18 protein-coding genes are annotated in these 20842 nt (G+C 65.5%); 12 read left to right on the forward strand and 6 right to left on the reverse strand.

What is annotated here, in order from left to right:
• Positions 1 to 38: 38 nt before the first annotated feature.
• The 10 genes from JAB6_RS09785 (at position 39) to JAB6_RS09830 (ending at position 11298) form a co-directional block, all read left to right on the forward strand.
• Positions 39 to 623, forward strand: a complete 585-nt coding sequence (locus JAB6_RS09785; RefSeq protein WP_070302598.1) for a sigma-70 family RNA polymerase sigma factor — start codon at positions 39 to 41, stop codon at positions 621 to 623.
• Positions 620 to 1267, forward strand: a complete 648-nt coding sequence (locus JAB6_RS09790) for an NrsF family protein (RefSeq protein ID WP_070302600.1) — start codon at positions 620 to 622, stop codon at positions 1265 to 1267. The genes JAB6_RS09785 and JAB6_RS09790 overlap by 4 nt, the downstream gene beginning before the upstream one ends.
• A 375-nt stretch (positions 1268 to 1642) precedes the next feature.
• Positions 1643 to 3142: a DUF4331 domain-containing protein gene (locus JAB6_RS09795; RefSeq protein ID WP_081368009.1), complete on the forward strand. Its 1500-nt coding sequence runs from the start codon at positions 1643 to 1645 to the stop codon at positions 3140 to 3142.
• 13 nt (positions 3143 to 3155) lie between these two features.
• Positions 3156 to 3404: a hypothetical protein gene (locus tag JAB6_RS09800; protein ID WP_070302603.1), complete on the forward strand. Its 249-nt coding sequence runs from the start codon at positions 3156 to 3158 to the stop codon at positions 3402 to 3404.
• Positions 3405 to 3470: 66 nt separating this feature from the next.
• The gene (locus tag JAB6_RS09805; RefSeq protein WP_070302604.1) at positions 3471 to 4682 is read left to right on the forward strand and encodes a hypothetical protein; all 1212 of its coding nucleotides are present in this window, start codon (positions 3471 to 3473) and stop codon (positions 4680 to 4682) included.
• On the forward strand, positions 4679 to 5881 hold the full coding sequence (locus tag JAB6_RS09810; protein ID WP_070302606.1) for a HupE/UreJ family protein: 1203 nt from the start codon (positions 4679 to 4681) through the stop codon (positions 5879 to 5881). The genes JAB6_RS09805 and JAB6_RS09810 overlap by 4 nt, the downstream gene beginning before the upstream one ends.
• Positions 5882 to 6009: 128 nt before the next feature.
• Positions 6010 to 6519, forward strand: a complete 510-nt coding sequence (locus JAB6_RS09815) for a sigma-70 family RNA polymerase sigma factor (protein WP_070302608.1) — start codon at positions 6010 to 6012, stop codon at positions 6517 to 6519.
• The gene (locus tag JAB6_RS09820; RefSeq protein ID WP_070302610.1) at positions 6516 to 7511 is read left to right on the forward strand and encodes a FecR domain-containing protein; all 996 of its coding nucleotides are present in this window, start codon (positions 6516 to 6518) and stop codon (positions 7509 to 7511) included. Before JAB6_RS09815 ends, JAB6_RS09820 begins: the two co-directional genes overlap by 4 nt.
• Positions 7512 to 7615: 104 nt before the next feature.
• Entirely contained in the window at positions 7616 to 10084 is a 2469-nt protein-coding gene (locus JAB6_RS09825) for a TonB-dependent siderophore receptor (protein ID WP_139143335.1), read from the forward strand.
• Positions 10084 to 11298, forward strand: a complete 1215-nt coding sequence (locus tag JAB6_RS09830; protein ID WP_217494618.1) for a PepSY domain-containing protein — start codon at positions 10084 to 10086, stop codon at positions 11296 to 11298. The genes JAB6_RS09825 and JAB6_RS09830 overlap by 1 nt, the downstream gene beginning before the upstream one ends.
• On the opposite strand, the gene JAB6_RS09835 is transcribed toward JAB6_RS09830, so the two are convergent.
• Together JAB6_RS09835 and JAB6_RS09840 are read right to left on the reverse strand one after the other, a co-directional pair.
• Positions 11299 to 11844, reverse strand: coding sequence for an RNA 2'-phosphotransferase (locus JAB6_RS09835; RefSeq protein ID WP_070302614.1), 546 nt, complete (start codon positions 11842 to 11844; stop codon positions 11299 to 11301). It lies immediately after the preceding gene.
• A gap of 17 nt (positions 11845 to 11861) precedes the next feature.
• Positions 11862 to 13940: a TonB-dependent receptor gene (locus JAB6_RS09840; RefSeq protein ID WP_070302615.1), complete on the reverse strand. Its 2079-nt coding sequence runs from the start codon at positions 13938 to 13940 to the stop codon at positions 11862 to 11864.
• A 110-nt stretch (positions 13941 to 14050) separates the two neighbouring features.
• Here JAB6_RS09840 and JAB6_RS09845 point away from each other — a divergent pair, with 110 nt between their 5' ends.
• Positions 14051 to 15274, forward strand: a complete 1224-nt coding sequence (locus tag JAB6_RS09845) for a response regulator (RefSeq protein WP_070302617.1) — start codon at positions 14051 to 14053, stop codon at positions 15272 to 15274.
• On the opposite strand, the gene JAB6_RS09850 is transcribed toward JAB6_RS09845, so the two are convergent.
• Positions 15259 to 15639: an immunity 22 family protein gene (locus JAB6_RS09850; RefSeq protein WP_070302619.1), complete on the reverse strand. Its 381-nt coding sequence runs from the start codon at positions 15637 to 15639 to the stop codon at positions 15259 to 15261. The genes JAB6_RS09845 and JAB6_RS09850 overlap by 16 nt on opposite strands.
• Positions 15640 to 18333, reverse strand: coding sequence for a polysaccharide deacetylase family protein (locus JAB6_RS09855; protein WP_070302621.1), 2694 nt, complete (start codon positions 18331 to 18333; stop codon positions 15640 to 15642).
• Positions 18334 to 18492: 159 nt separating this feature from the next.
• Between JAB6_RS09855 and JAB6_RS29865 the strand changes: the two genes are divergently transcribed.
• Positions 18493 to 18615: a hypothetical protein gene (locus JAB6_RS29865; RefSeq protein ID WP_256267169.1), complete on the forward strand. Its 123-nt coding sequence runs from the start codon at positions 18493 to 18495 to the stop codon at positions 18613 to 18615.
• Positions 18616 to 18634: 19 nt separating this feature from the next.
• Here JAB6_RS29865 and JAB6_RS09860 read toward each other — a convergent pair whose 3' ends face one another.
• Both JAB6_RS09860 and JAB6_RS09865 read right to left on the reverse strand, forming a co-directional pair.
• Positions 18635 to 19699, reverse strand: coding sequence for an ABC transporter substrate-binding protein (locus JAB6_RS09860; RefSeq protein WP_070302795.1), 1065 nt, complete (start codon positions 19697 to 19699; stop codon positions 18635 to 18637).
• Positions 19700 to 19747: 48 nt separating this feature from the next.
• Positions 19748 to 20806, reverse strand: coding sequence for an ABC transporter substrate-binding protein (locus tag JAB6_RS09865; protein ID WP_070302622.1), 1059 nt, complete (start codon positions 20804 to 20806; stop codon positions 19748 to 19750).
• Positions 20807 to 20842 lie beyond the last annotated feature (36 nt).

A 20842-nucleotide genomic window follows, 5' to 3' on the forward strand; every position in this document is an offset into this window, starting at 1 on the left:
GAATTTATTTTTTCCAACGCCTGTCACCAAAGGCCTGCATGCAACGAATACCTGTAAGCGAACACCTGCATGGCACGGAATTGCGGCTGCATGGCTTGATGCTGCGCGGGCTCGATGGCGATGCGGCGGCCTACCGCAGTTTTTTGCAGGCAAGCAGCCAGCACTTGCGCGCGTTTTTCCGGCGCCGCCTGCAGCGCTGGCCGGACGAGGTGGAAGACCTGGTGCAGGAGTGCCTGCTGGCCATCCACAACCAGCGCTTGACGTATGACACGGGGGTGCCGCTGACGTCGTGGATCCATGCGATCGCGCGCTATAAGTTGATCGACTGGCTGCGCCGGCATGGGCGGCGCGAGGCGCAGCACTTGCCGTACGACGAAGAAGATAGCGCGCAGGAACTGTTTTCCAGCGCCGATGCCGAGGCGGCCGAGGCCAGCCGCGACCTGGGCAAGCTGCTGGCCACCTTGCCGGCGCAGCAGCGCGACGCCATCGTGCATACCAAGCTCGACGGCTGGTCCGTGCGCGACACGGCCGCGGCCATGCAGATTTCGGAAGCCAGCGTCAAAGTGGCCGTACATCGCGGCTTGAAGGCACTGGCAGCCAACTTGAGGATAACGACACCATGAAAACCGATGACTTGATCGCCATGCTGGCCAACGGCCCCGACGTGGCAGCCGCCCCGCCCCCGGGCACGCACTGGCGTGCCGCGTCCACGTTGGGCGCCGGACTGCTGGCCAGCGTGACGCTGATGGTCATGCTGCTGGGCGTGCGGCCCAATTTGGAACAGCTGGCCCTGCTGCCCGACTTCTGGATCAAGGTCGGTTTCGTCATCTGCCTCTCCCTGGCGGCCTGGCACGTCAGCCGCCGCCTGTGCGTGCCGGGCGCCGCCACGCGCGCCCTGCCCCTGCTGCTCGCCATGCCGCTGCTGCTGATGTGGGCGCTGGGCGCCATCATCCTGCAGGCAGCCCTGCCCGAACAACGCGCCGAGCTGTTCTGGGGCGCCACCTGGCGCAGCTGCCCCTTGCTCATCGCCCTGCTGTCGCTGCCGATCCTGGCCGCCGTGCTGCGCCTGATGCGCCAGCTGGCGCCCACGCGCTTGCGCCTGGCCGGCGCGGCCGCCGGGTTTGCCGCAGGCGCCATGGCGGCCCTCGTGTACTGCCTGCATTGCCCCGAGCTGGCCGCCAGTTTCGTCGGTTTCTGGTACGTGCTGGGCATGCTGGCGCCAACTGCCATCGGCGCGGCCATCGGCCCCAAAGTGCTGGCCTGGTAAGCGCACTCTCCCCGCAAGCGGGGCGCCGGTCAAGCGGATTTCGAGCGTCTATCGTCTCCATATCCGCATACTCACGCATTCCCACGCGCCCCGTGCACGCCTTCGCAGACACTGCGACATAGCGCAACAGGCTATCGCCATCACTGACGGCGGCGTCTCTTCGTGTCCACAAAATATTTTTTCTTACTGCCGTGCAATATCCACGTAGATTCGACCTCGTGCGCCAGCCCCCTGACGATCGACGGCCGTTCATTCCGCTGCCTAAAAATAATTTGCAAGGAATGAATCCGATCGTGCTGGCGCCCCGTACAACTGATGCAGCCCCGTAATTCCCGCTAGTCCTACGTATGCACATAACAATCAGGGAGAATCGACATGTCATTGTTACACTCGAAAACCGCACTGGGCGCCGCCCTCCTGGGCAACCTGCTGGCCTTGGCGATCACGCCATCGGCCTTTGCCTCCAGCCACCGCGAAGCGCCGTTCATCACGCAAAACCCCAAGGTCGACGCCACCGACTTCTATATGTTCCGCAGCTATGAAACGGGGCGCGGCGCCTACACCACGCTGGTGGCCGACTATATCCCCCTGCAGGACGCCTACGGCGGGCCGAATTACTTCGCCATGGACCCGAACGCGCTGTACGAAATCCATATCGACAACAATGGCGACGGCAAGGAAGACCTCACCTTCCAGTTCCGCTTCACCAACACCATCAAGGATGGCCAGTTCACCGTGGGCGGCAAGAAAGTCTCGATTCCGCTCGTCATCAACGGCGGCGCCATCGATTCCGTCAACCCGGCCGGCCTGAACGTGCGCGAAACCTATAGCGTGACGGTGGTGCGGGGCGACCGCCGCACGGGCACGCGCAGCAGCGTCACGAATGCCACGGGCGGCGGCACGACCTTCGACAAGCCGGTCGACAATATCGGCAACAAGGCCATCCCCAATTACGCCGCGTATGCCGCGCAGCATGTGTACGCCGTCAACATTCCCGGCTGCGCCACGCCGGCGCGCCTGTTCGTCGGCCAGCGCAAGGACCCGTTCGTGGTCAACTTGGGCGAAACGTTCGACTTGATCAACATCAAGGCACCGGCCACGGAATTTGCCGCGAATGCGGAGTCGGCCGCCAAGGATGACCTGGCCAAGAAAAACGTCACGGCCATCGAAATGGAAGTGCCGACCGCCTGTCTGACGGCCGGTGCCGACCCCGTCATCGGCGGCTGGACCACGGCCAGCCTGCGCCAGGGGCGCCTGCTGAACCCTGCTCCCGGCACGGCCACGGCGGCGTCGAAGGAAGGCGGCGCGTGGGTGCAAGTGTCGCGCCTGGGCATGCCGCTGGTAAATGAACTGGTGATCGGCCTGAAGGACAAGGACCGCTTCAACGCCAGCAAGCCGTCGGGCGACGCGCAATTTGCCGACTACGTCACCAACCCGACAGCGCCAGCCCTGGTGGAAGTGCTGTACGGTTCGGCCGGCGCCAAGGCGCCCACCAACTTTCCCCGCAACGACCTGGTCGCCACCTTCTTGACGGGCATCAAGGGCGTGAACCAGCCCGTCACCGTGACGGCGTCCGAAATGCTGCGCCTCAATACGTCCATCGCCGCCACCAACGTCGGTGCGCAGAACCGCCTCGGCGTCATCGGCGGCGATAACGCGGGCTTCCCGAACGGCCGCCGCCCTGGCGACGATGTGGTCGACGTGGTCCTGCGCGTGGCCATGGGCAAGCTGTGCACCCTGAACATCGGCTGCGCCCCGGCCGACGCTCCCGCCGGCGGCTTGCACTTCACGGATGGCGCCTTCCTCGACGAAACGTCGTTCACGGCAGGCTTCCCCTACCTGAAAAATCCCGTGGCCGGTTCGCCGCAGCTGTAACCAGGAGAACGCGATGAAAAAGCTTTATGTATGCGGCGCCCTGGCGCTCACGGCCTTGCTGGCCGGCTGCGGTGGTGGCGGTAGCAGCCACGGCGGCGAGAATGGCGACGGCGGCGTCAATCCTCCCCCCGTCGTCCTGCTTGACGCATTTTATGTGGCCGTCAGCAACGTCATCCTGACCACCAGCGATGACAAGGATGGCGTCGGCATCGACGCCATCATGGCGACGTCTCCGGACAATACGGAGCCGGTGCCTCTGTAAGCCCCATCGGGCGCCGGGGAGTCAGCTCCCCGGCGCCCGTACCCATTCCCGTCGATGGCGTCCACGATGAAAACACCGATTTCCCTGCTGTGCGCCTGTTTGCCCTTGCTGGCATGGGCCGCGCCCTACACGCCGAAAGATGGCAGCGCCGTCATCGAACAGCTGCCGCGCCGCGCCGACGCCACGCAACTGGCCCTGCGCGGCCTGCGCCAGCAACTCGACGCCAAACCACAAGACCTGGCCCTGGCCAGCGGCCTGGCGCAGCGCTACATCGCGCTGGCCCGCAGCGACACGGATCCGCGCTACCTCGGCTATGCGCAAGCGGCGCTGGCGCCGTGGTGGCGGCAAGCGGCGCCGCCCGTCCCCGTGCGCCTGCTGCGTGCCACCATTTTGCAAAGCACCCACCATTTCGGCCCCGCGCTGCAGGATCTCGACGCCGTCATCGCGCAGGAGCCGGCCAACGGGCAAGCGTGGCTGACGCGCGCCACCGTGCTCACCGTGCAGGGCGACTACGCGAAGGCGACGGCCAGCTGCGCCCGGCTGTCGGCCTTGACAACGCAGCTCGTCACCGTCACTTGCCTTGCCAATATCGCCAGCGTCACGGGCCGCGCCGCCGCCAGCGAGCGCTTGCTGGACCTGACCTTGCAGCGTAGCGCCGGCGCGGCGCCTGAACTGGAAAGCTGGGCCGCAACCCTGCTGGCGGAAATGGCCACCCGGCGCGGAGAGTGGGCGCTGGCCGAAGCCCGCTACACCAAGGCGCTGGCGCAGCAGCCGCGCGACAGCTATCTGCTGGGCGCCTACGCGGATTTCCTGCTCGACCGGCAGCGCCCGCAGGAAGTCGCCAAGCTGCTGAAAGAGCAGCAGCGCATCGATGCCCTGCTGCTGCGCTACGCGCTGGCCCTGCAGGCGCAGCCCAGCCAGCAGCCCGCCTTCCTGGCGGCGAAAGCGGAGCTGGCGGCCCGCTTCAACGCCGCCATGCAGCGCGGCGACACCGTGCACCAGCGCGAACAGGCCCGCTTCGCCCTGTTTTTGCAGCAGGATATTCCCGCCGCCCTGCAACTGGCGCAGAAAAACTGGGCCATCCAGAAGGAAGTGCCCGACATGCGCATCTTGCTGGAAGCATCGCTGGCCGCACGCAACTATACGGCGGCACAGCCCGTGCTGGCCTGGGTCGCGGCCAATGGCGTGGAAGACGTGGCCTTGCAGCGGCTCGCCAGGCAGCTGGGGCCGCAGGATGATGCGAAAATCAGTTCTGCGAAGAAGGCAGGTGCGCTATGAAGCGCTGCCTTTTCATCCTGCTGCTGTGCGCCTGGCTCGCGCCCGCACAAGCCCACAAGCCCAGCGACAGCTACCTGAGCCTGGAGGTCCACGGCCAGCAGATCGAAGGACAATGGGATATCGCCCTGCGCGACCTCGATTTCGCCATCGGACTCGATGGCAATGGCGACGGCGCCCTGACCTGGGATGAAATCCGCGCGCGCCACGACGCCATCGCCGCGTACGCGCTGCAGCGCCTGCAAGTGGCCAGCGACCAGGGCGCGTGCCCCTTGAAAGCCGTCGAGCAGCTGATCGACAACCATACGGACGGCGCCTACAGCGTGCTGCGCTTCCAGGCTAGCTGCCCCGGCGCTGCGCCGGCCAGTCTCGCCATCGGCTACACCTTGTTCGCCGACCTCGATCCGCAGCACAAGGGACTCGTCAAAATCGATAGCGGTGGCAATACGCAAACGGCCATCTTCGACCCGGACAGCCCGCGCCAGACGCTTTCCCTGGCCGCGCCCGACCGCCTGGCGCAGTTCGGCGCCTATGTGAAACACGGCGTCTGGCATATCTGGATCGGCTACGACCATATTTTGTTTTTGCTGTCCTTGCTGCTGCCAGCCGTGCTGCTGCCTCAAGCCCACCAGTCCACACGCTCAAACGTGCCGCAGAATCCGTTGCCCCCCGCAGCGGAGAGCCGGGGTCGGACCCGGCGGGTCCGACCCCAGGTCTTGAGCTGGGGGTTAAGAGGCGCATTCATCGACGTACTGAAAGTCGTCACCGCCTTCACACTCGCCCATTCCATCACCCTGACCCTGGCCAGTCTGTCGCTCATCTCGCTGCCATCGCGCTGGGTGGAATCGGCGATCGCCGCCTCCGTGATCCTGGCCGCACTGAACAACCTGCTGCCGCTGTTCCGCGGCAAGCGCCCCGTAGCCGCCTTCGTCTTTGGCCTGATCCACGGCTTCGGCTTTGCCAGCGTGCTGCGCGACCTGGGCTTGCCGCAGGGTTCCTTGCTGGCCAGCCTGCTGGGCTTTAACGTGGGCGTGGAACTGGGCCAACTGGCCATCGTCGCCGCGTTCCTGCCCGCCGCCTGGCTGCTGCGCAAGACGTGGCTGTACCGGCAGGTGCTGACCGTCGGCTCGCTGGCCATCGCCTTGGTGGCGGCCGTCTGGCTGGTGGAGAGAGTGGTCGACATCAAGCTGATTTCAAGCTGATGGCGTTGTTGGACAGCCACTAGCCGGCCACACGCGAGCCACAAGCGCGCACAACCGGGCTACAATACGAACAATTCTCAATCGCATCAAGGCCTGTTTGTCCGCGGACCATGGCATGGAAAGGTTGCATGCTACGCCCCGAACTGGAACTGCATCGGCAAATCGAAGTGCTCTACAGCGACCACCACGGCTGGCTGCAGGGCTGGCTGCGCCGCAAGCTGGGCAACGCCTTCGATGCGGCCGACCTGGCGCACGACACGTATCTGCGCATCCTCGCGCGGGGCCGCGCGCCCGGCCGCGACGAATCGCGCCAGCATCTGGCGCAGATCGCCAACGGCCTCGTGGTCGACCTGTTCCGCCGTCGACATATCGAATCAGCCTACGCGGACGCCATCGCCGCGCAGCCGGAAGCGGCCGCACCCACGCCGGAAATGCGCGCGCTGATCGTCGAGGCACTGATGGAAATCGATGCCATCCTCGCCAGCCTGCCGCATAAAGTGCGCGACGCCTTCTTGCTGTGCAAACTCGAAGGCATGGGCTACGCCGACATCGCCGCGCGCCTGGACGTTTCCGTCTCGTCGGTGGAAAAATACATCGCCCGCGCGCTGCTGGCCTGCTGCGCGGCGCAATTCGCATGAGCTCCCAGCTGGACAGCGCCCCTATCGCCCCCGCCGCGCTGCAGCGCGCCGCTGAATGGATGGCGCGGCTGTGGGCGGAAGACGCCAGCGCGGCCGATGCGGACGCCTGCGCCGCTTGGCGCGCCGCCCACCCCGAACACGAGCGGGCCTGGACCCGGCTGCAGCGCTTCGCGCGGCAATTCGACGCTTTGCCGCGCGACGTGGCGCGCAACGCCCTGGTGCCGGCGCCGCGTCATGCCGCCGGCCGCCGGCGCGCCCTGCAACTGCTGGGGCTGATCGCAGCGGGCGGGGGCACGGCCCTGCTGGCGCACGAAACGGACTTGTGGCAGCGCGCCGCCAGCGACTACCGCACGTCGGTCGGCGAGACGCGCACCATCGTGCTGGCCGACGGCACGCAAGTGGTGCTCGACACGGCCAGCGCCATCGACGTGCGCTACAGCGCTAGCGAACGGCGCATCGTGCTGCGCGCGGGCGCCATCCTCGTCACCAGCGCACATGAAAAAGCGCCCGTCTACCGTCCGCTGCTGGTGGCAACGCCGCAAGGCACGGCCACGGCGCTGGGCACGCGCTTCAGTGTGCGCCTCGATGACGGCGAGAGCCGTGTCGCCGTGTTCCAGGGTACAGTCGCCCTGCAGCCGCTGCAGCCGATGCAGGACGGCGCCCCCGCCCTGCACCTGCAGGCGGGCCAGCAGGCTGGCTACACGCGCCTGGAAGTACAAGATGTGACGAAGGTCGAAAACAGCGCCGCTGCCTGGGCCGATGGCAGCCTGGTGGCCGAGCGCATGCGCCTGGACGAGCTGCTGGCAGAACTGGGGCGCTACCGCCACGGCGTGCTGCGCTGCGACGAATCGATCGCCGGCCTGCGCGTGACGGGCGTGTATTCGCTGCGCGACACGGACCGCTCGCTGGCCAACCTGGCCGCCAGCCTGCCCGTGCAACTACGCTATCGCACGCGCTACTGGGTCAGCGTAGGGCCGCGCCAGGCCGCCTGAAAAATAAATACAAAATAAATGAAAAAACGTTGAGGGTTTTGGCTTTTCGTTCGGAATACGGGAAGAACCGATTTTTCTCCCGTCACTTTCCAAGGATTTGCACCATGCCCCCTCGCCTGACCGCACCCGCGCACAAAATGCGTCCGTTCCCCCTCGCCGCCGCCATCCAGGCCCTGTTCCTCGCAGGCGCCGCCGTGGGCGCCGTCGCCGTCACGGCCCCCGCCGCCTACGCGCAGACGGCCGACACGACGCAAGCGAAGCGCCAGTACGCGGTCCCCGCTGGACCGCTGGAACGGGCCTTGACCACATTCGCCAGCGCGGCCGGCGTGGAACTGTCGGCCGACGCGGCCCTGTTGCAGGGCAAGCGCAGCGGCGGCCTGGCGGGAAGCTACACCGTGCGCAAGGGTTTCGAGGAACTTCTGCGCGGCCAGGGCGTGCGCGTGGTGGCCGGCGCCAATGGCGCGTATGCGCTGCGGGCGGAGACTGCCCCTGCACCGGCAGCCACGCCGGCCCAGGCCAGCGCCACCCTGCCCGCCATCACCATCAATGCCAGCAGCGAACGCGAAACGGCGACGGGTCCCGTGCGCGGCTATGTGGCGCGGCGCGCCGGCTCGGCCACCAAGACGGATACGGCGCTCAATGAAAACCCGCAATCCGTGTCGGTGGTCACGGCCGATGAAATCAGCGACCGCAATGCCGAATCGCTCGACGAAACCCTGCGCTACACGGCCGGCGTGACGCCGAACCAGCGCCCGCTGGGCAGCGACGATTCCTCGCTGCTGCGCGGCTTCACCATCGAGACGAACGGCATCCTGCAAGATGGCTTGCGCAATTCGGGCCGCACCTTTGGCGCATCGATCGAACCGTATGGCCTGGAACGCCTGGAAGTGCTGCGCGGCCCCGCGTCCGTGCTGTACGGGCAGATTCCGCCGGGCGGCATGGTCAACGCCGTCAGCAAGCGTCCCAGCGCGGACGCCGTGCGCGAAGTGGGAATTGAGTACGGCAGCTACCAGCGCCGCCAGCTGAAAGCCGACGTGGGCGGCGCGCTAGATGCCCCAGGCGCCTGGACTTACCGGGTCGTCATGCTGGGCCGCGAAGCCCATACGCGGCTGGACCGCGACCGCGACAACCGCCTGTACTTCGCCCCCTCGCTCACCTGGCAGGCAGGCCCCGCCACGCGTTTGACTTTGCTGGCCCGCTACGAGCAGGACAACCAGCAGTACGCGTTTCCGAATCAGCTGCTCGTGCCTGGCCCGCGCGGCCAGGTCGACCCAAGTGTGAACCTGATGGGCGACGATAACCGCTTCAAACGCCGCAACACCATGCTGGGCTACGAGTTCGAGCACACATTCAACGATACGTGGTCGCTGCGCCAGAACCTGCGCTACACGCGCCTGAAGAACGACCGCACGGACATGTTTCCCCTGGGCCTGAATGACGATGGCACGGTGGAGCGCTATTTCATGCCTGTCGATACGGCGTCGAAAAGCCTGTTCGCCGACACGCAGCTGCAGGCGAAGTTTGCCACGGGCGGCCTGACGCACCAGGTGCTGCTGGGCGTCGACTACGCGAACATCCGCAACACGGACGACTACCGCCACCAGCGGGGCTTCATCGAGCCGCTCGACCTGTACCAGCCCGTGTACGGCAAGCAGCCCCTGGTGCCGGCCAAGGCGCCCACGCGCGCCGAAGCGCCGTCGCGCCAGCTGGGCCTGTACGCGCAGGATCAATTGAAATGGGACCGCTGGGTCGTCACGGCCGGCCTGCGCCGCGACAAGGCCACGCAATCGCGCGACGTCACGGACCTCAATACCGGCGCCGTCAAACCCGACTACCACCAGTCGCCATCGGCCACCACGGGCCGCCTGGGCGCCGTCTACCTGTTCGATGACGGCTGGGCGCCGTATGTCAGCTATGCCACCTCATTCTCGCCCGAACTGGGCACGGCGATGGGCGGCGGCGCCTTGAAACCGTCGCGCGGCAAGCAGTTTGAAGCCGGAGTCCGCTACGAACCCGTGGGCCAGCGCGCCAGCTATACGGCAGCCGTGTTCGACCTGATGCGCGACAATGTCACCACGTCCGACATCGGGAATCCGGGTTTCCTGCTGCAGACGGGCCAGGTCAAGTCGCGCGGCGTCGAACTGGAAGCGCGCACGGAGTTTGCCCGCCGTCTGAGCCTGATCGCCCAATACACCTACCTCGATACGGAGGTGACAAAGAGCAACAATGGCGACCTGGGTTTGCAGCAGGCGGGCGCGCCGCGCCATAGCGCCTCGGCCTGGGCCCGCCAATCGTTCACGCTGGCCGGCAGCCTGCCCGCGTACGCGGCGCTGGGCATGCGTTTTCTCGGCGCCATGCGCTCGAATTCCGATGGCGAAAACCTGAACATCCGCAATGGCGGCATCACGCAATGGGATGCGGCGCTGGGCGTGTCGCGCGGGCCGTGGCAATTCGCCCTCAACGTCAACAATGTACTGAACAAGCAGACCCTGTATGACTGCGGCTACCTGCCCAACCTGTGCTACCGCAATGCGGAACGCACGGCCAACGTCAGCGCCATGTACCGCTTCTGATGCCATCGCTGCACATGCGCCCCGTCCTGGCGGCGCTGCACCGCTATGCGGGCCTGCTGATGGCCGGCTTCCTCATCGTGACCGGCGTGACGGGCAGCGCGCTCGCGTGGAAGGATGAACTGGAGGCGGCCATGCTGCCCGCCGTCTTCCGCGTGGCGCCGCCCACGCCTGGTGCGGCGCCGCTCGACGCCCTGCTGCTGCGCGAGACGATCGCCGCACGCTTTCCCCAGGCGCAGGTCAGCTACGCGCCGCTGTCGGCGCCACAAGGCCACAGCATGGTGTTCTACCTGCGCCAGTCCGGCAATGCGCCGCTGGCCAGCGACGAAGTGTTCGTCGATCCCTACACGGGGGCCGTGCTGGGTCAGCGCCGCTGGGGCGAAATCAGCGAGGGCGCCATCAACCTGCTGCCCTTCATCGAGCGCCTGCATTACGCGCTGGCGCTGGGCGACACGGGCTTGCTGATGTTCGGCCTGATCGCCATCGTGTGGACGGTCGACTGCTTCATCGGCGCCGCCCTGACCTTTCCCGCCCGCCTGAAAAAACGCTCGCCGGGCAGCAAACCGTGGCTGCTGCGCTGGCGCCCGTCATGGCTGCTGCGCCGCAACGGCGGCAGCTATAAACTGGTGTTCGACCTGCACCGCGCGGGCGGCCTGTGGCTGTGGGCCATGCTGCTGGTGTTTGCCTGGAGCGGCGTCGCCTTCAACCTGTACGGCGCCTATGCGGCCGTCATGCATCCGCTGTTTGCCCACCAGGGTGCCGAGGAAATCGTCGCGCGGCACACGCCGTCGCCGGGGCCGCAGCTGGACTGGCAGGCCGCGCGCACGCAGGGCCGCCAGTTGATGGACGCGCTGGCGCGCCAGCACGCATTCACCATCATCGAGGAAAACGCGCTGGCCTACGAACGCGCGCTGGGCGTGTACAGCTACAACGTGCGCAGCAGCCGCGACGTGCGCGCCCACAAGGGCCTGACCACCGTCTTTTTCGACGCGGCCAGCGGCCGGCAGCTGGCCACCTGGCTGCCCACGGGCGCAGCCAGCGGCGACACCATCCGCAGCTGGATCAGCGCCCTGCACATGGCCTCGATGTGGGGCTGGCCTTTCAAACTGTTCATTTGCGCCATGGGCGTCCTGGTGGCGGGCCTGAGCGTGACGGGCGTGCTGATCTGGCGCCGCAAGCGCCAGGGGCAAGCCAAGGCCAGGACGCTAAGCCATTAGTCAGGGAAAGCCGATGAAGGCCACCGGCACGGCCTGTGTCAACCACACGCCATTGTCCGACACGTAAAACACGTGGCCCTGCGCCCGCATGGCGGCCGCATCCACCGTCAGCACGACGGGCTTGCCGTGGCGCGCGCCGACGGCCACGGCCGTTTCGTGGTTGCTGGACAGGTGCACGTGGTTGCGCGATCCCGGCGCCAAACCGCCGGCGCGGATCGCGTCGACAAAGCGGCTGGCCGTGCCGTGATACAGCACGGCGGGCGGCGTGGACGGCGGCAAGCCGATATCGACGGCGGACAGCGAATGCCCCTGGTTGGCACGGATGCGCAAGCCGTCATCGCTGATGGCATAGCGCGTCTTGCTGTCGCGTCCCACCACCTCATCCAATTGTTCACGGGAAAGGCCGCGGCCATGTTGGGCCGCCAGCGCCAGCAGCTGGCCGATATCGGCCCAGCCCTGGGGATCGAGCGCGAGGCCGATTTTTTCGGGCGCGTGACGCAGGATGAGGGAAAGGAATTTACTGGTATTTACCAAATGATCTGTCATGCCGCAGTGTAGCCTTGTCAGAACGCATATGACAAGGTCAGGCGCGCTGAGCGCGGCTCCACCGGGTGGAAATGCCGGTCGTTCACCCCATCAGCCCCTTCACCGGGCAGGCGCGAGGCATAGTAATAATCGATGTCGCTGGCGCGCTTGTCGAACAGGTTGAATACGTCGAGCGAGACGCGCGTCTTGCGGTTGATCTGATACGCCACGCGCGCGTAGGCCAGAGTCGTCGAGGCCGAGCGCACGCTGTTGTCCTCGATCAGGGGACGGGGGCCGAAGTAACGCAGCTGGAAGGCGCCCGACCACGGGCCCTGGTCCGTCACGGTCACGCCGAACGACGCCACCTTGTCGATCGATCCGGGAATAAAATTGCCGGCCGGATCATTTTCCGTGTAGCGCGAGCGCGAAGCGGCCAGATCCAGGTCGAACAGCAGCCACGGTGCGGCAATATAATGGTTGTTCCACTCAATGCCGTGGCGGCGGCTGGCGCGGCTGGCCTCCGTCTCGCCCGCGTCGCCGACGAACAGCAATTCCGACGCGATGTCGAGGCGCCACAGGGCCAGCGAGCTTTGCAGGCCCGGCAGCCATTCCGTGCGCGCGCCCAATTCCATGCCCTTGGTCGGCACCAGCGGCGTGACAGGCGTGGATGGCGTGCCGTCGGGCAAGCGCGTCTGCGTCGTGCCGCGTGCGTCGTTGCTGTGAAAGCCCTTGCCGTAGTTGACGAAAAATTCCGTCTTGCTCCACGGCCCAAGTATCAATGACAGTTTCGGCGACACCACGTGGTCATTCGCCGAGCCGCTGTTGCCGTCTATGCTGCTGTCCACCTTGAAACGGTAAGCGTCATAGCGCACGCCCGCCACGGAACGCAGCCAGGGCAGCCATTGCACCGTGTTTTCGCCGTAGAGACCGATGCTGCTTTCGCGCACCCGGTCTTCGCGCACCGTGCTCTGCCGCACGCGCTCCACCGTGTTGTACAAACCCACGGGCGACAGCCGGTCAAAACGCGCCTGCACGCCCAGCTTGTTGCGCAAGGGAAGACCGAACAGCTCCATGGTCCAGCTTTCGCTGGCGTTCACGCCTGCCACCGTGCGCCGCTCGCTTTGCTGGAACTGGTCGCCCTGTTCCGGATCGGCAAGGAAATACGTGAAGTCGCTATTGAGTTCCAGCTGCGAGCGGATCAGGTAGGCGTCGAGCTCGAACAGGCGGTTGTCCGTGCGCTTGCGCATCGCGTACGACAGGCTGTAGCGCGAGGTGTCGCCGCCATCGCTGGGCGCGAGGCTGCCGAAACGGCCGATCTGGCCCGATTCCACGGTGCGCAGCGGCACCTGGTCGGTGGCGTTCCAGCTGTTTTTATAGGCCATGCCCGTCACGCTGAAGCCGTCGTCCGGCGTGCCCTGGCTGTAGCGCAGCACGCCGCTGTATTTACGCACGCGCTCCGGCACGTCCCAGGGACCGTTGTTGCGGTGCACTTCCAGGCCGACCAACAAGGTCCCTGGCCCGGCGGACAACGAATCGGCGACGACGCCGCGCACATAACCGTGCTGGCCGACGGAGACGCTGGCCTGGCCCTGCGGCAATTTGTCGGCCAGACGGATGCGGGCGCTGCCTGCCGAGGCGAAATCGCCTTCACCGGCGAAATACGGCCCCTTCTTGTAATCGATGCGCTGCACCAGCTCGGGAATGAGGAAATTGAGGTCGGAATAGCCTTGCCCGTGCGCATGCGTGCGCATATTGACGGGCATGCCGTCGACGTAAGTGGCGAAATCCGTGCCATGGTCAAGGTTAAAGCCGCGCAAGAAATACTGGTTGGCCTTGCCGTCGCCGCTGTGCTGGGTGACGATCAGCCCGGGCACGAATTCCAGCAATTCGCCCGTGCGCAAAGCGGGCCGGTTGACAATCAACTCAGTAGTGATGACGCCCTGGCTGGCCGCATCCGACGTGCCGACGGCGTTGTCGTAGTGGCCAGTCACGCGCACGGTGCGTGTTTCATCGGCAACTGGAGCCGCCTCGGACTGGGCCCGGGCCGCCGCCTGCCGCCCCAAGCCCAGCAATGCCAGCGCACAAGCTGCTACCAGTTTGCGTTTTCTCAATCGCATCGCGTCTCCAGTTTTTATGATGTCAGTATGGGTCCAGGGCTTGGTCTAGCCTACCGGATATATACGCGGCCGGCTGCTTGTTTGGATTCAGCATTTTTCAAGGAGCGACCGTGGAACTGAGCGACAGTGCCGGCAAGGCAACGAAAACCGCCGCCGCGGCCGTGCGCAAGCGCGATGCGCTCCCCTACATCCTGCTGTTCATCCTGCTGGCGGGCTTGCTGGCCGTGACGGCGGGCGCCCTGCTGCCGCCCTACTACCAGGCCGTGCCGGCCCTGCTGTGGAGCCTGGGCTTTTGCGTCAGCGGCATGCTGCTGGGCTTTTTGTTCGGCATCCCGCGCAGCCTGCCCTCTGGCACCGTCAGCGCCGCCCCTCCCGACGAGCGGAACAATGGCAAGAGCCGTCCTACGGACGAGCCACCGGCCGCAGGGACCGACACGGCCGCCGCCGCCCCCAGCAATACGCTGTTCCTGGGCACGCCCACGCCCATGGAAATCAATTCGAATCTGGTGGAAGTGTCGGACTGGCTGACGAAAATCATCGTCGGCGTGGGCTTGATCGAACTCAAAAGCCTGCCCGGCAGCGCACGCAGCATGGCCGCCTTTATCGCGCCCAGCCTGGCCACGGATACGGCCACGGCGATGGCGGTGGTCGGCGGCATCATGCTGTTCTTTTCCGTGCATGGTTTCCTGATCGGCTACCTGCTTACACGCATCTACCTGTCCATCATGATCAAGCGGGCCGACAGCATGGTCAAGAACGAATCCGTGCGCCTGGAGAGCGGCAAGGAAATCGAGGTGACGGAACTGAGCCGCTTGCAGCAAAAGTCGCTCGACGACATGCAGGAAGCCGTCACGCAGCTGCTGCTGGCCTACCCGCCCGATGGCGGCGCGCCAGTCACGGCCCTGGCCGGCGTGCCGACGGCGCAAAAGCCGTCCAGCCTGGTGCTGTGGCTGGACGACCATCCGCGCAACAATACCTTGCTGGTGGAACAGCTGGAACGGGAAAACATCAAGGTGGACCAGGCCGTGTCGACACGCCAGGCACTGGCCATGCTGCAACAGAAACCGTATGCGCTGCTGATCACGGACATGGCACGGGTGGAAAACCGCCGGCGCATCAAGGATGCGGGCGTGCGCACGGTGCGCGAAGTGCGCCAGACCTTGCCGGAACTGCCCATCGTCGTATATTGCAGCAAGGATACGGTTGCCAGCTACGGCACGGAAGCGCAGGCGGCCGGTGCCCGTTTCATCACCACCTCGGGCACCAGCCTGCTGGCGGCAATCAACAAGCTACTGCATGAGCAGCGCGAAGATGGTGCTCAGCCGCCGGCGTAGGCATAGCTGCCCACGTAATGCAGCGAACTGCGCTGCGGGTGCGCCAGCTGGTTCGGCGCAAACACGCAGACGGCCGTGTCGGCCAGGACGCTTTGCCCATCCGCGTCCGCACAGGCCTGCGCCAGCCAGCTGTCGGGGTACGACACGCCATCGAGCAACTGCGCCAGCGGCACTGGCGACGCCAGCATGGCGCTTTCAAAACAGGCCGGCTCGTAACACGTGAGGCCCGTTTCCAGCATGAATGGCGATGGCACGGCATCGCCATCTTCCGTGTACGTGGGCGACAAATATGCCTGCAGCGCTTCCCAGCTGGGGAAACGGCCGCTGCAGGCAAACACGTGGACGATGGGCAAAGTAGTGGCCAACTACAGCTTCTCCATCTTTTGCCGCACGGCCGGCGCCGTGGCCGCCGTCGGCGCCAGTTCCAGATAGGTTTTATAGGCGGCTTTGGCCTTGGCCGCATCGCCAGCCTTGGCATACGCGTCGCCCAGGTTCAGATAGGCGATGGCGCGCGACGGGTCCATCTTGACCGTGTTTTCAAACCAGCGGGCCGCTTCGCGGTATTTTTCCTGCTTATAGAAAACAAAGCCCAGATTGTTGGCCGCCAGCGCGAAATCGGGACGCAATTTCAGCGCTTCCGTAAATTGCGCTTCCGCCGCCGCATACTGTTTCTCCTTGTACAGCTGCAAGCCACGGTCGTTGGCTCGCTGCGCCAGCTGGCGCGTCGAGCTCGGCACGGCGCCCGGCGTGACGATCTTCTGTTCGCCGCCCTGCAAATCCTTGACCGTCACGCTGGCCGCCGCTGGCTTGGCGTCGAGCTTGCTGTTCAGGGCGATGGCTTCCGTCGACAGCTGCGTCGTGTTCGGGCTGAGGAATTCGGTCTCGCCCGGCAATTCAAAGACGAAATCGCCCCCTTCCGAGCCGGGCAAGCTGCCGAACGCGGGCGTCTGGTTCGACACGCTGGACACGGCAGGCGCCACGTAGGCCGCCAGTTCCGTCGCCGTGATCAGGCCGTCGCCGTTCAGGTCGCCCTTGCCCGCCAGGCCCTGCAGCAGGGTCCACGTGAACACGGAGTGGCCGTTCGGCCCGCCATCGGCCACGAGCTGGTCGCCGCCGCCGGCCGTCAGCATTTGCCGGCCGATGCGCTTGGCGTTGTCGCGCAAGAAGGAGCTGGAACCGGCGCCGCGCGTCAGGCCCAGGCCACTATAGCAGGCGTCCATGACGAAGAACGCGTGCTTGGCCGTCAGGGACTCCGCGATATTCTGGATTTCCGTCATCGGGATCGCATCCGTGGCGAACTGCGCCGGGTCGGAGTCGACGGGCACGATGTAGCCGAGGTCGCGCCCGGAACTGAGCTTGCGCGTGGCGCCGTGGCCGGCGAAAAACACGAAGATGCGGTCATTCTTTTGCACGCCACCATGGGCCAGCTTGTCATGGAAGGCGGCCAGGATGTTGTTGCGCGTCGCTTCGCCATTCTTCAGGGTGACGACACGCTCGGGGGCAAACGCGAATTTTTCAATCAGGGTTTCGCGGATGCCTTGCGCGTCGCGCACCGCATATTGCAGTTTCGGCCACTTGGCGTAGTCGTCGATGCCGATCACGACGGCCCAGGAATTGGCGTAACCGGTGGTCACCGGCACTTTCTCGGGCGCGGGCGCCGTGCTTTTCGCCACCTGGAAGCTCGTGCCATCCCAGCCTGCGAATTGATAGCCTTCGGCGATCAGCTTGTCGAGCACGGCCGGCAAGGCTTTGACCGTGCGTTCGTGGATGTCGTGGAACAAGATGATGCCGCGTCCCGCCTTGTCGACGGACGCCAGCACCCGGTTCGTGATGGAACTGGGCACGGGGTCGGCCCAGTCCAGCGAATCGATATTCCACATCACCGATTTCAAATGGGCATCGGCCAGCGCAGCCATGCCTTCGCTGTTGCGCGCGCCATACGGAAAGCGGAACAGCGCGGCCCGCTCGGGGCTGATGGCTTTCAATAAAGTGTCGGTGCCGAGAATTTCGCCTTTCAGCTTGTCGCCAGTCTGCTTGGATAACTGTGCGTGGCTGAAACTGTGGTTGCCCACGGCATAGCCCTCTTTCATCAGCTTGCGGCTCACTTCCGCGCCCGCGTTCAGCTTGGCGTGGCCTTCCGCGTCCAGGCTGCCCAAGTTGCGGCCCACGTTGAAGAACACGGCCGGCACGCCATATTGTTTCAAAATGGCGCTGATTTCTTCCGTGTAGCGACGGTGCGGGCCATCGTCAAAGGTCAGCACGATGGTTTTCTTCGGCAAACCGAGGCCGAAGATTTCCGCCTCGTCTTTTTTTGGCACCGGCTTGGCTTCCGGAATGGAACCGGCCGGTGGCACGGTGTAAGGCACGACGATGCCGTTTTCCTTCAAAATCTGCTCGCGGCTGTAGAGTTTTCTCAGCTGCGCCACGTAATCATCCCACCGTTCGCGCTTGAGCTCGATGGCGCGCTGGCCAAGGTTGCCGAAGATTTGCCGGATTTCCTTCTCGTAATTGCGCTCGATCTCGCCCAGCGCGTCGAGGTCTTCGGAAATGCGCTTGTGCAGCTTGATCGCCGGCAAGGACGAATCCTTGGCCACGTCGGCGAGCATGCTTTGCAGCAGCTCGCGGAAAGCCAGGCGGTCCGCGTCGTACAGGCCGGGATCGGATTCGATATACGTCAACAGGCTGTCGAGCGCCTCGAAGCGGCCCGGATTGGTGGGCGCCGTCAGCTGGTCGAGCGCCGCATCGAGCTTGGCGATGCGTTCCTGGTTTTCATGGAACAGCGCTTGCCCCACTTTACGGGCTTCGTCGCGCGCGCCTTCGGGCAAGCTTTGCTCGTCGGCCAGCAGCACGATAATCTTGCGAAAATTGCCCAGCAAGTCGCGGAACTGGCTGGCCACGGCGGCCGTATCGACAGTGGACTGGGGCGCGGCGGCCGGGCTGCCCGAGGCCGGGGCGCCTGGCGTGGCGGTGGCGGCTGGACGGGTAAACGTGTAAATGCCCGCCCCAGCGGCGAGAGCCACGACGACGGTGGCGGCGATCTTGATCGGCTTGGAAGTCACAGGCTTGTCATTCCCTTCACATACTATGCATAGAATTCAGATGGCGCGGATGCGCAGATGCATAATTGTAAAGCACGCATGGCACATGCTCAGCCCGCACGCTGAATTTGGGCAATAATATGCCGGCAAACCTCATCGAACGTACGAACAGGAAAGACGATGCACAAGAAACTCTGCGCTGCGGCGCTGATGCTGGGCGTGGCCCTGATGCTGCTGCAACTGCGCGCGCATGCGGGCGACGACGTGGTCAATGTGGCGGGACGTGTATGCTTGCCGCACTGAACCACGCCCCACGCTGGCGCTACACCTTGGCCGGCTCCCAGTAATTGGCCAGGCCCAGCTTTTTCAAGCCTGCCGCCACGAAGCGCGGTTCCAGCAATTCCTCCGCCGTCAAGGGCTGGCGGATCAGCTTTTGTTCCTGCGCAAACGCCAGCACCCGGCGGTAATGGCGGTACACGGCGTCGTCGTACAGGGGCGACCAGCGCTCCTTCCACTGCAGGCCCGGATCGTCGTAGCTGCGCCGCACCACACTGTCGGGCGTGCCGTTGCGCGTGCCATCCTTGATGATCGCTTCGCGGTTGCCATCGAGCGCCGCCCAGTGCTGGGCCCGCAGCCAGGCCGTGGCCACCAGTTCGGCGATGTCGGGATGGGCTTGCGTAAAGTCGCGCCGCGCCCACAGTTCCGCCCGCATCTTGCGTTCCGGCTGCCCCTTGCTGGACCAGATGATGCGGCCGATACCCTTGTCTTCCAGCGGATAGCCATTGATCATGAACAAGGCGTCGACGGCGCCCGTGGCCAGCGCGGCCGTGCCAGGCTTCAAATCCATATTGATCAAACGAAAATCCGTGGGCGACATGCGCTGGTCGGCGATCAGCTGGCGCAAGCCCAGTTCCCACGGCCGGCCCCGGTGCACACTGATGCGCTTGCCCTTCAGCTCGGCCAGGGACGTCGCGCGCGAACCGCTGGGCACCAGCAGGAACTGGTCCGTGCCCCGCCCCGCCGGCACGATCACCTGCGTGCGCACGCCGCCCGCGTTGAGGATGACGGACGGCAAGTCGCCGTACGCTGCCATGTCGATGCGCCCGCTGGCGAACGCCTCATTCATGGTCGCGCCCGTGTCGCCCGTGACGGGCAGCCATTCCAGCCGCACGCCCCGTTGCTTCAGTTCGCGCGCCAGCCAGCCTTCCTGCTGCACCCGGTAAGCGATGCCGCCCAGTTCCGCCTTGCCGTTTTCCGCAAAACCCGTCGAGGCGATGCGCAGGGCCGCAGGCGGCGCCCCCGCCCCTTTCGCTGCCGACACTGCCGACACCGCCTGTCCCGCCAGGGGCAGCAAGGCCAGCCCGCCCATCACCGTGCGTCGCCGCATCGCATTCTCCTCATCATCGAACATGGCCACTGTTGACGTGCTTCCCGCTCAAGCCGCCCGGCGCGTCTGCGCCAGCGCCGCCTCGAAAGGACGGGGGTCGATCCATGCGCGCACGTCGACCTTGCTGGGCAAAAAATTCCAGCGGAACAAAAAGTCGCTGAAATCCTGCAAACCCGCGACCGACGTTTCCGCCAGGTCCGTGTCCAAGCGCAGATGGGCATCTTTGCCATACGCCACTTGCACCCAGTGCTCGCTGGCATTCGATTCGCGCGCGAGGAAACGCCGCGTCTCGTCCGCATGGCCGCGCGCCCACGCTTCGGCCCGCAGCACCTGGTCGACCAGGGTCACGGCGGAATTGAAATGCCTGTCGAGCAGGTGCGCATCGACGCTCAAGGTGCGCGGCGTGCCGTTGTTGGCGCGGATCAAGGGTTCCGGATGGATGCCCGTGTCGATCACCGTGTGCAAGCCGAATTGCTGCGCCAGCTGCGCGGCAGACGCGCCTTTCAGGAAGATGGCGTCCACCTCGCCCCGCAGCAGCCCCAGCAGTTCCGGGCTTTGGCCGCCGCGCCGCGCACCGCTGAACAGATTCGTCGCCGCGCCCTGCTCCGGCGCCGTTTCGCTCTGGCCCGTGTTGACCACATAATCGACCAGTTCCACGTCGGCAACGCTCAAGCCTTCCAGGCTCAGCGCATTTTCCAGCCCACGCAAGGCTTGCGCGCGCGCAAAGTCGATCTGCGCCTTGGCCCATAATGGCAAGCCGAAGCGCCGCCCCTTCAAGTCGCGCACGGTCTGGATGCCGCTGTCGGGCAGGGTCAATATCAGCTGCGTCTCGTCCGACCACGACAGGCCGATCACGCGCGTCTCGCGTCCCGCCGCGCGCGCCCACAGGGCGGGAATGTTGCCACCGTGACGCACGGAATTTTGCAGGGTATGGTCAAAATGCGATTCGCGCACGGCTTCCTGGTCCGATTCGCGCAGCGAGCGCAAGCTGGTGCCTTCGGCGCGCAACGCTTCTTCCAGCCAGCCTTGCTGCAAGGCTATCCCCAGGCCCGTCGGGACGGGGCAGCGCGTGTACCACAGGGTGTCGAGTGCATTGTTATTGCTCATCTTGTATCTCCAGAGTGGGTGGACCAGTCAAAAAAG

Source organism: Janthinobacterium sp. HH104 (assembly GCF_001758715.1).
In the GTDB taxonomy this organism is placed as follows: domain Bacteria; phylum Pseudomonadota; class Gammaproteobacteria; order Burkholderiales; family Burkholderiaceae_D; genus Janthinobacterium; species Janthinobacterium aestuarii.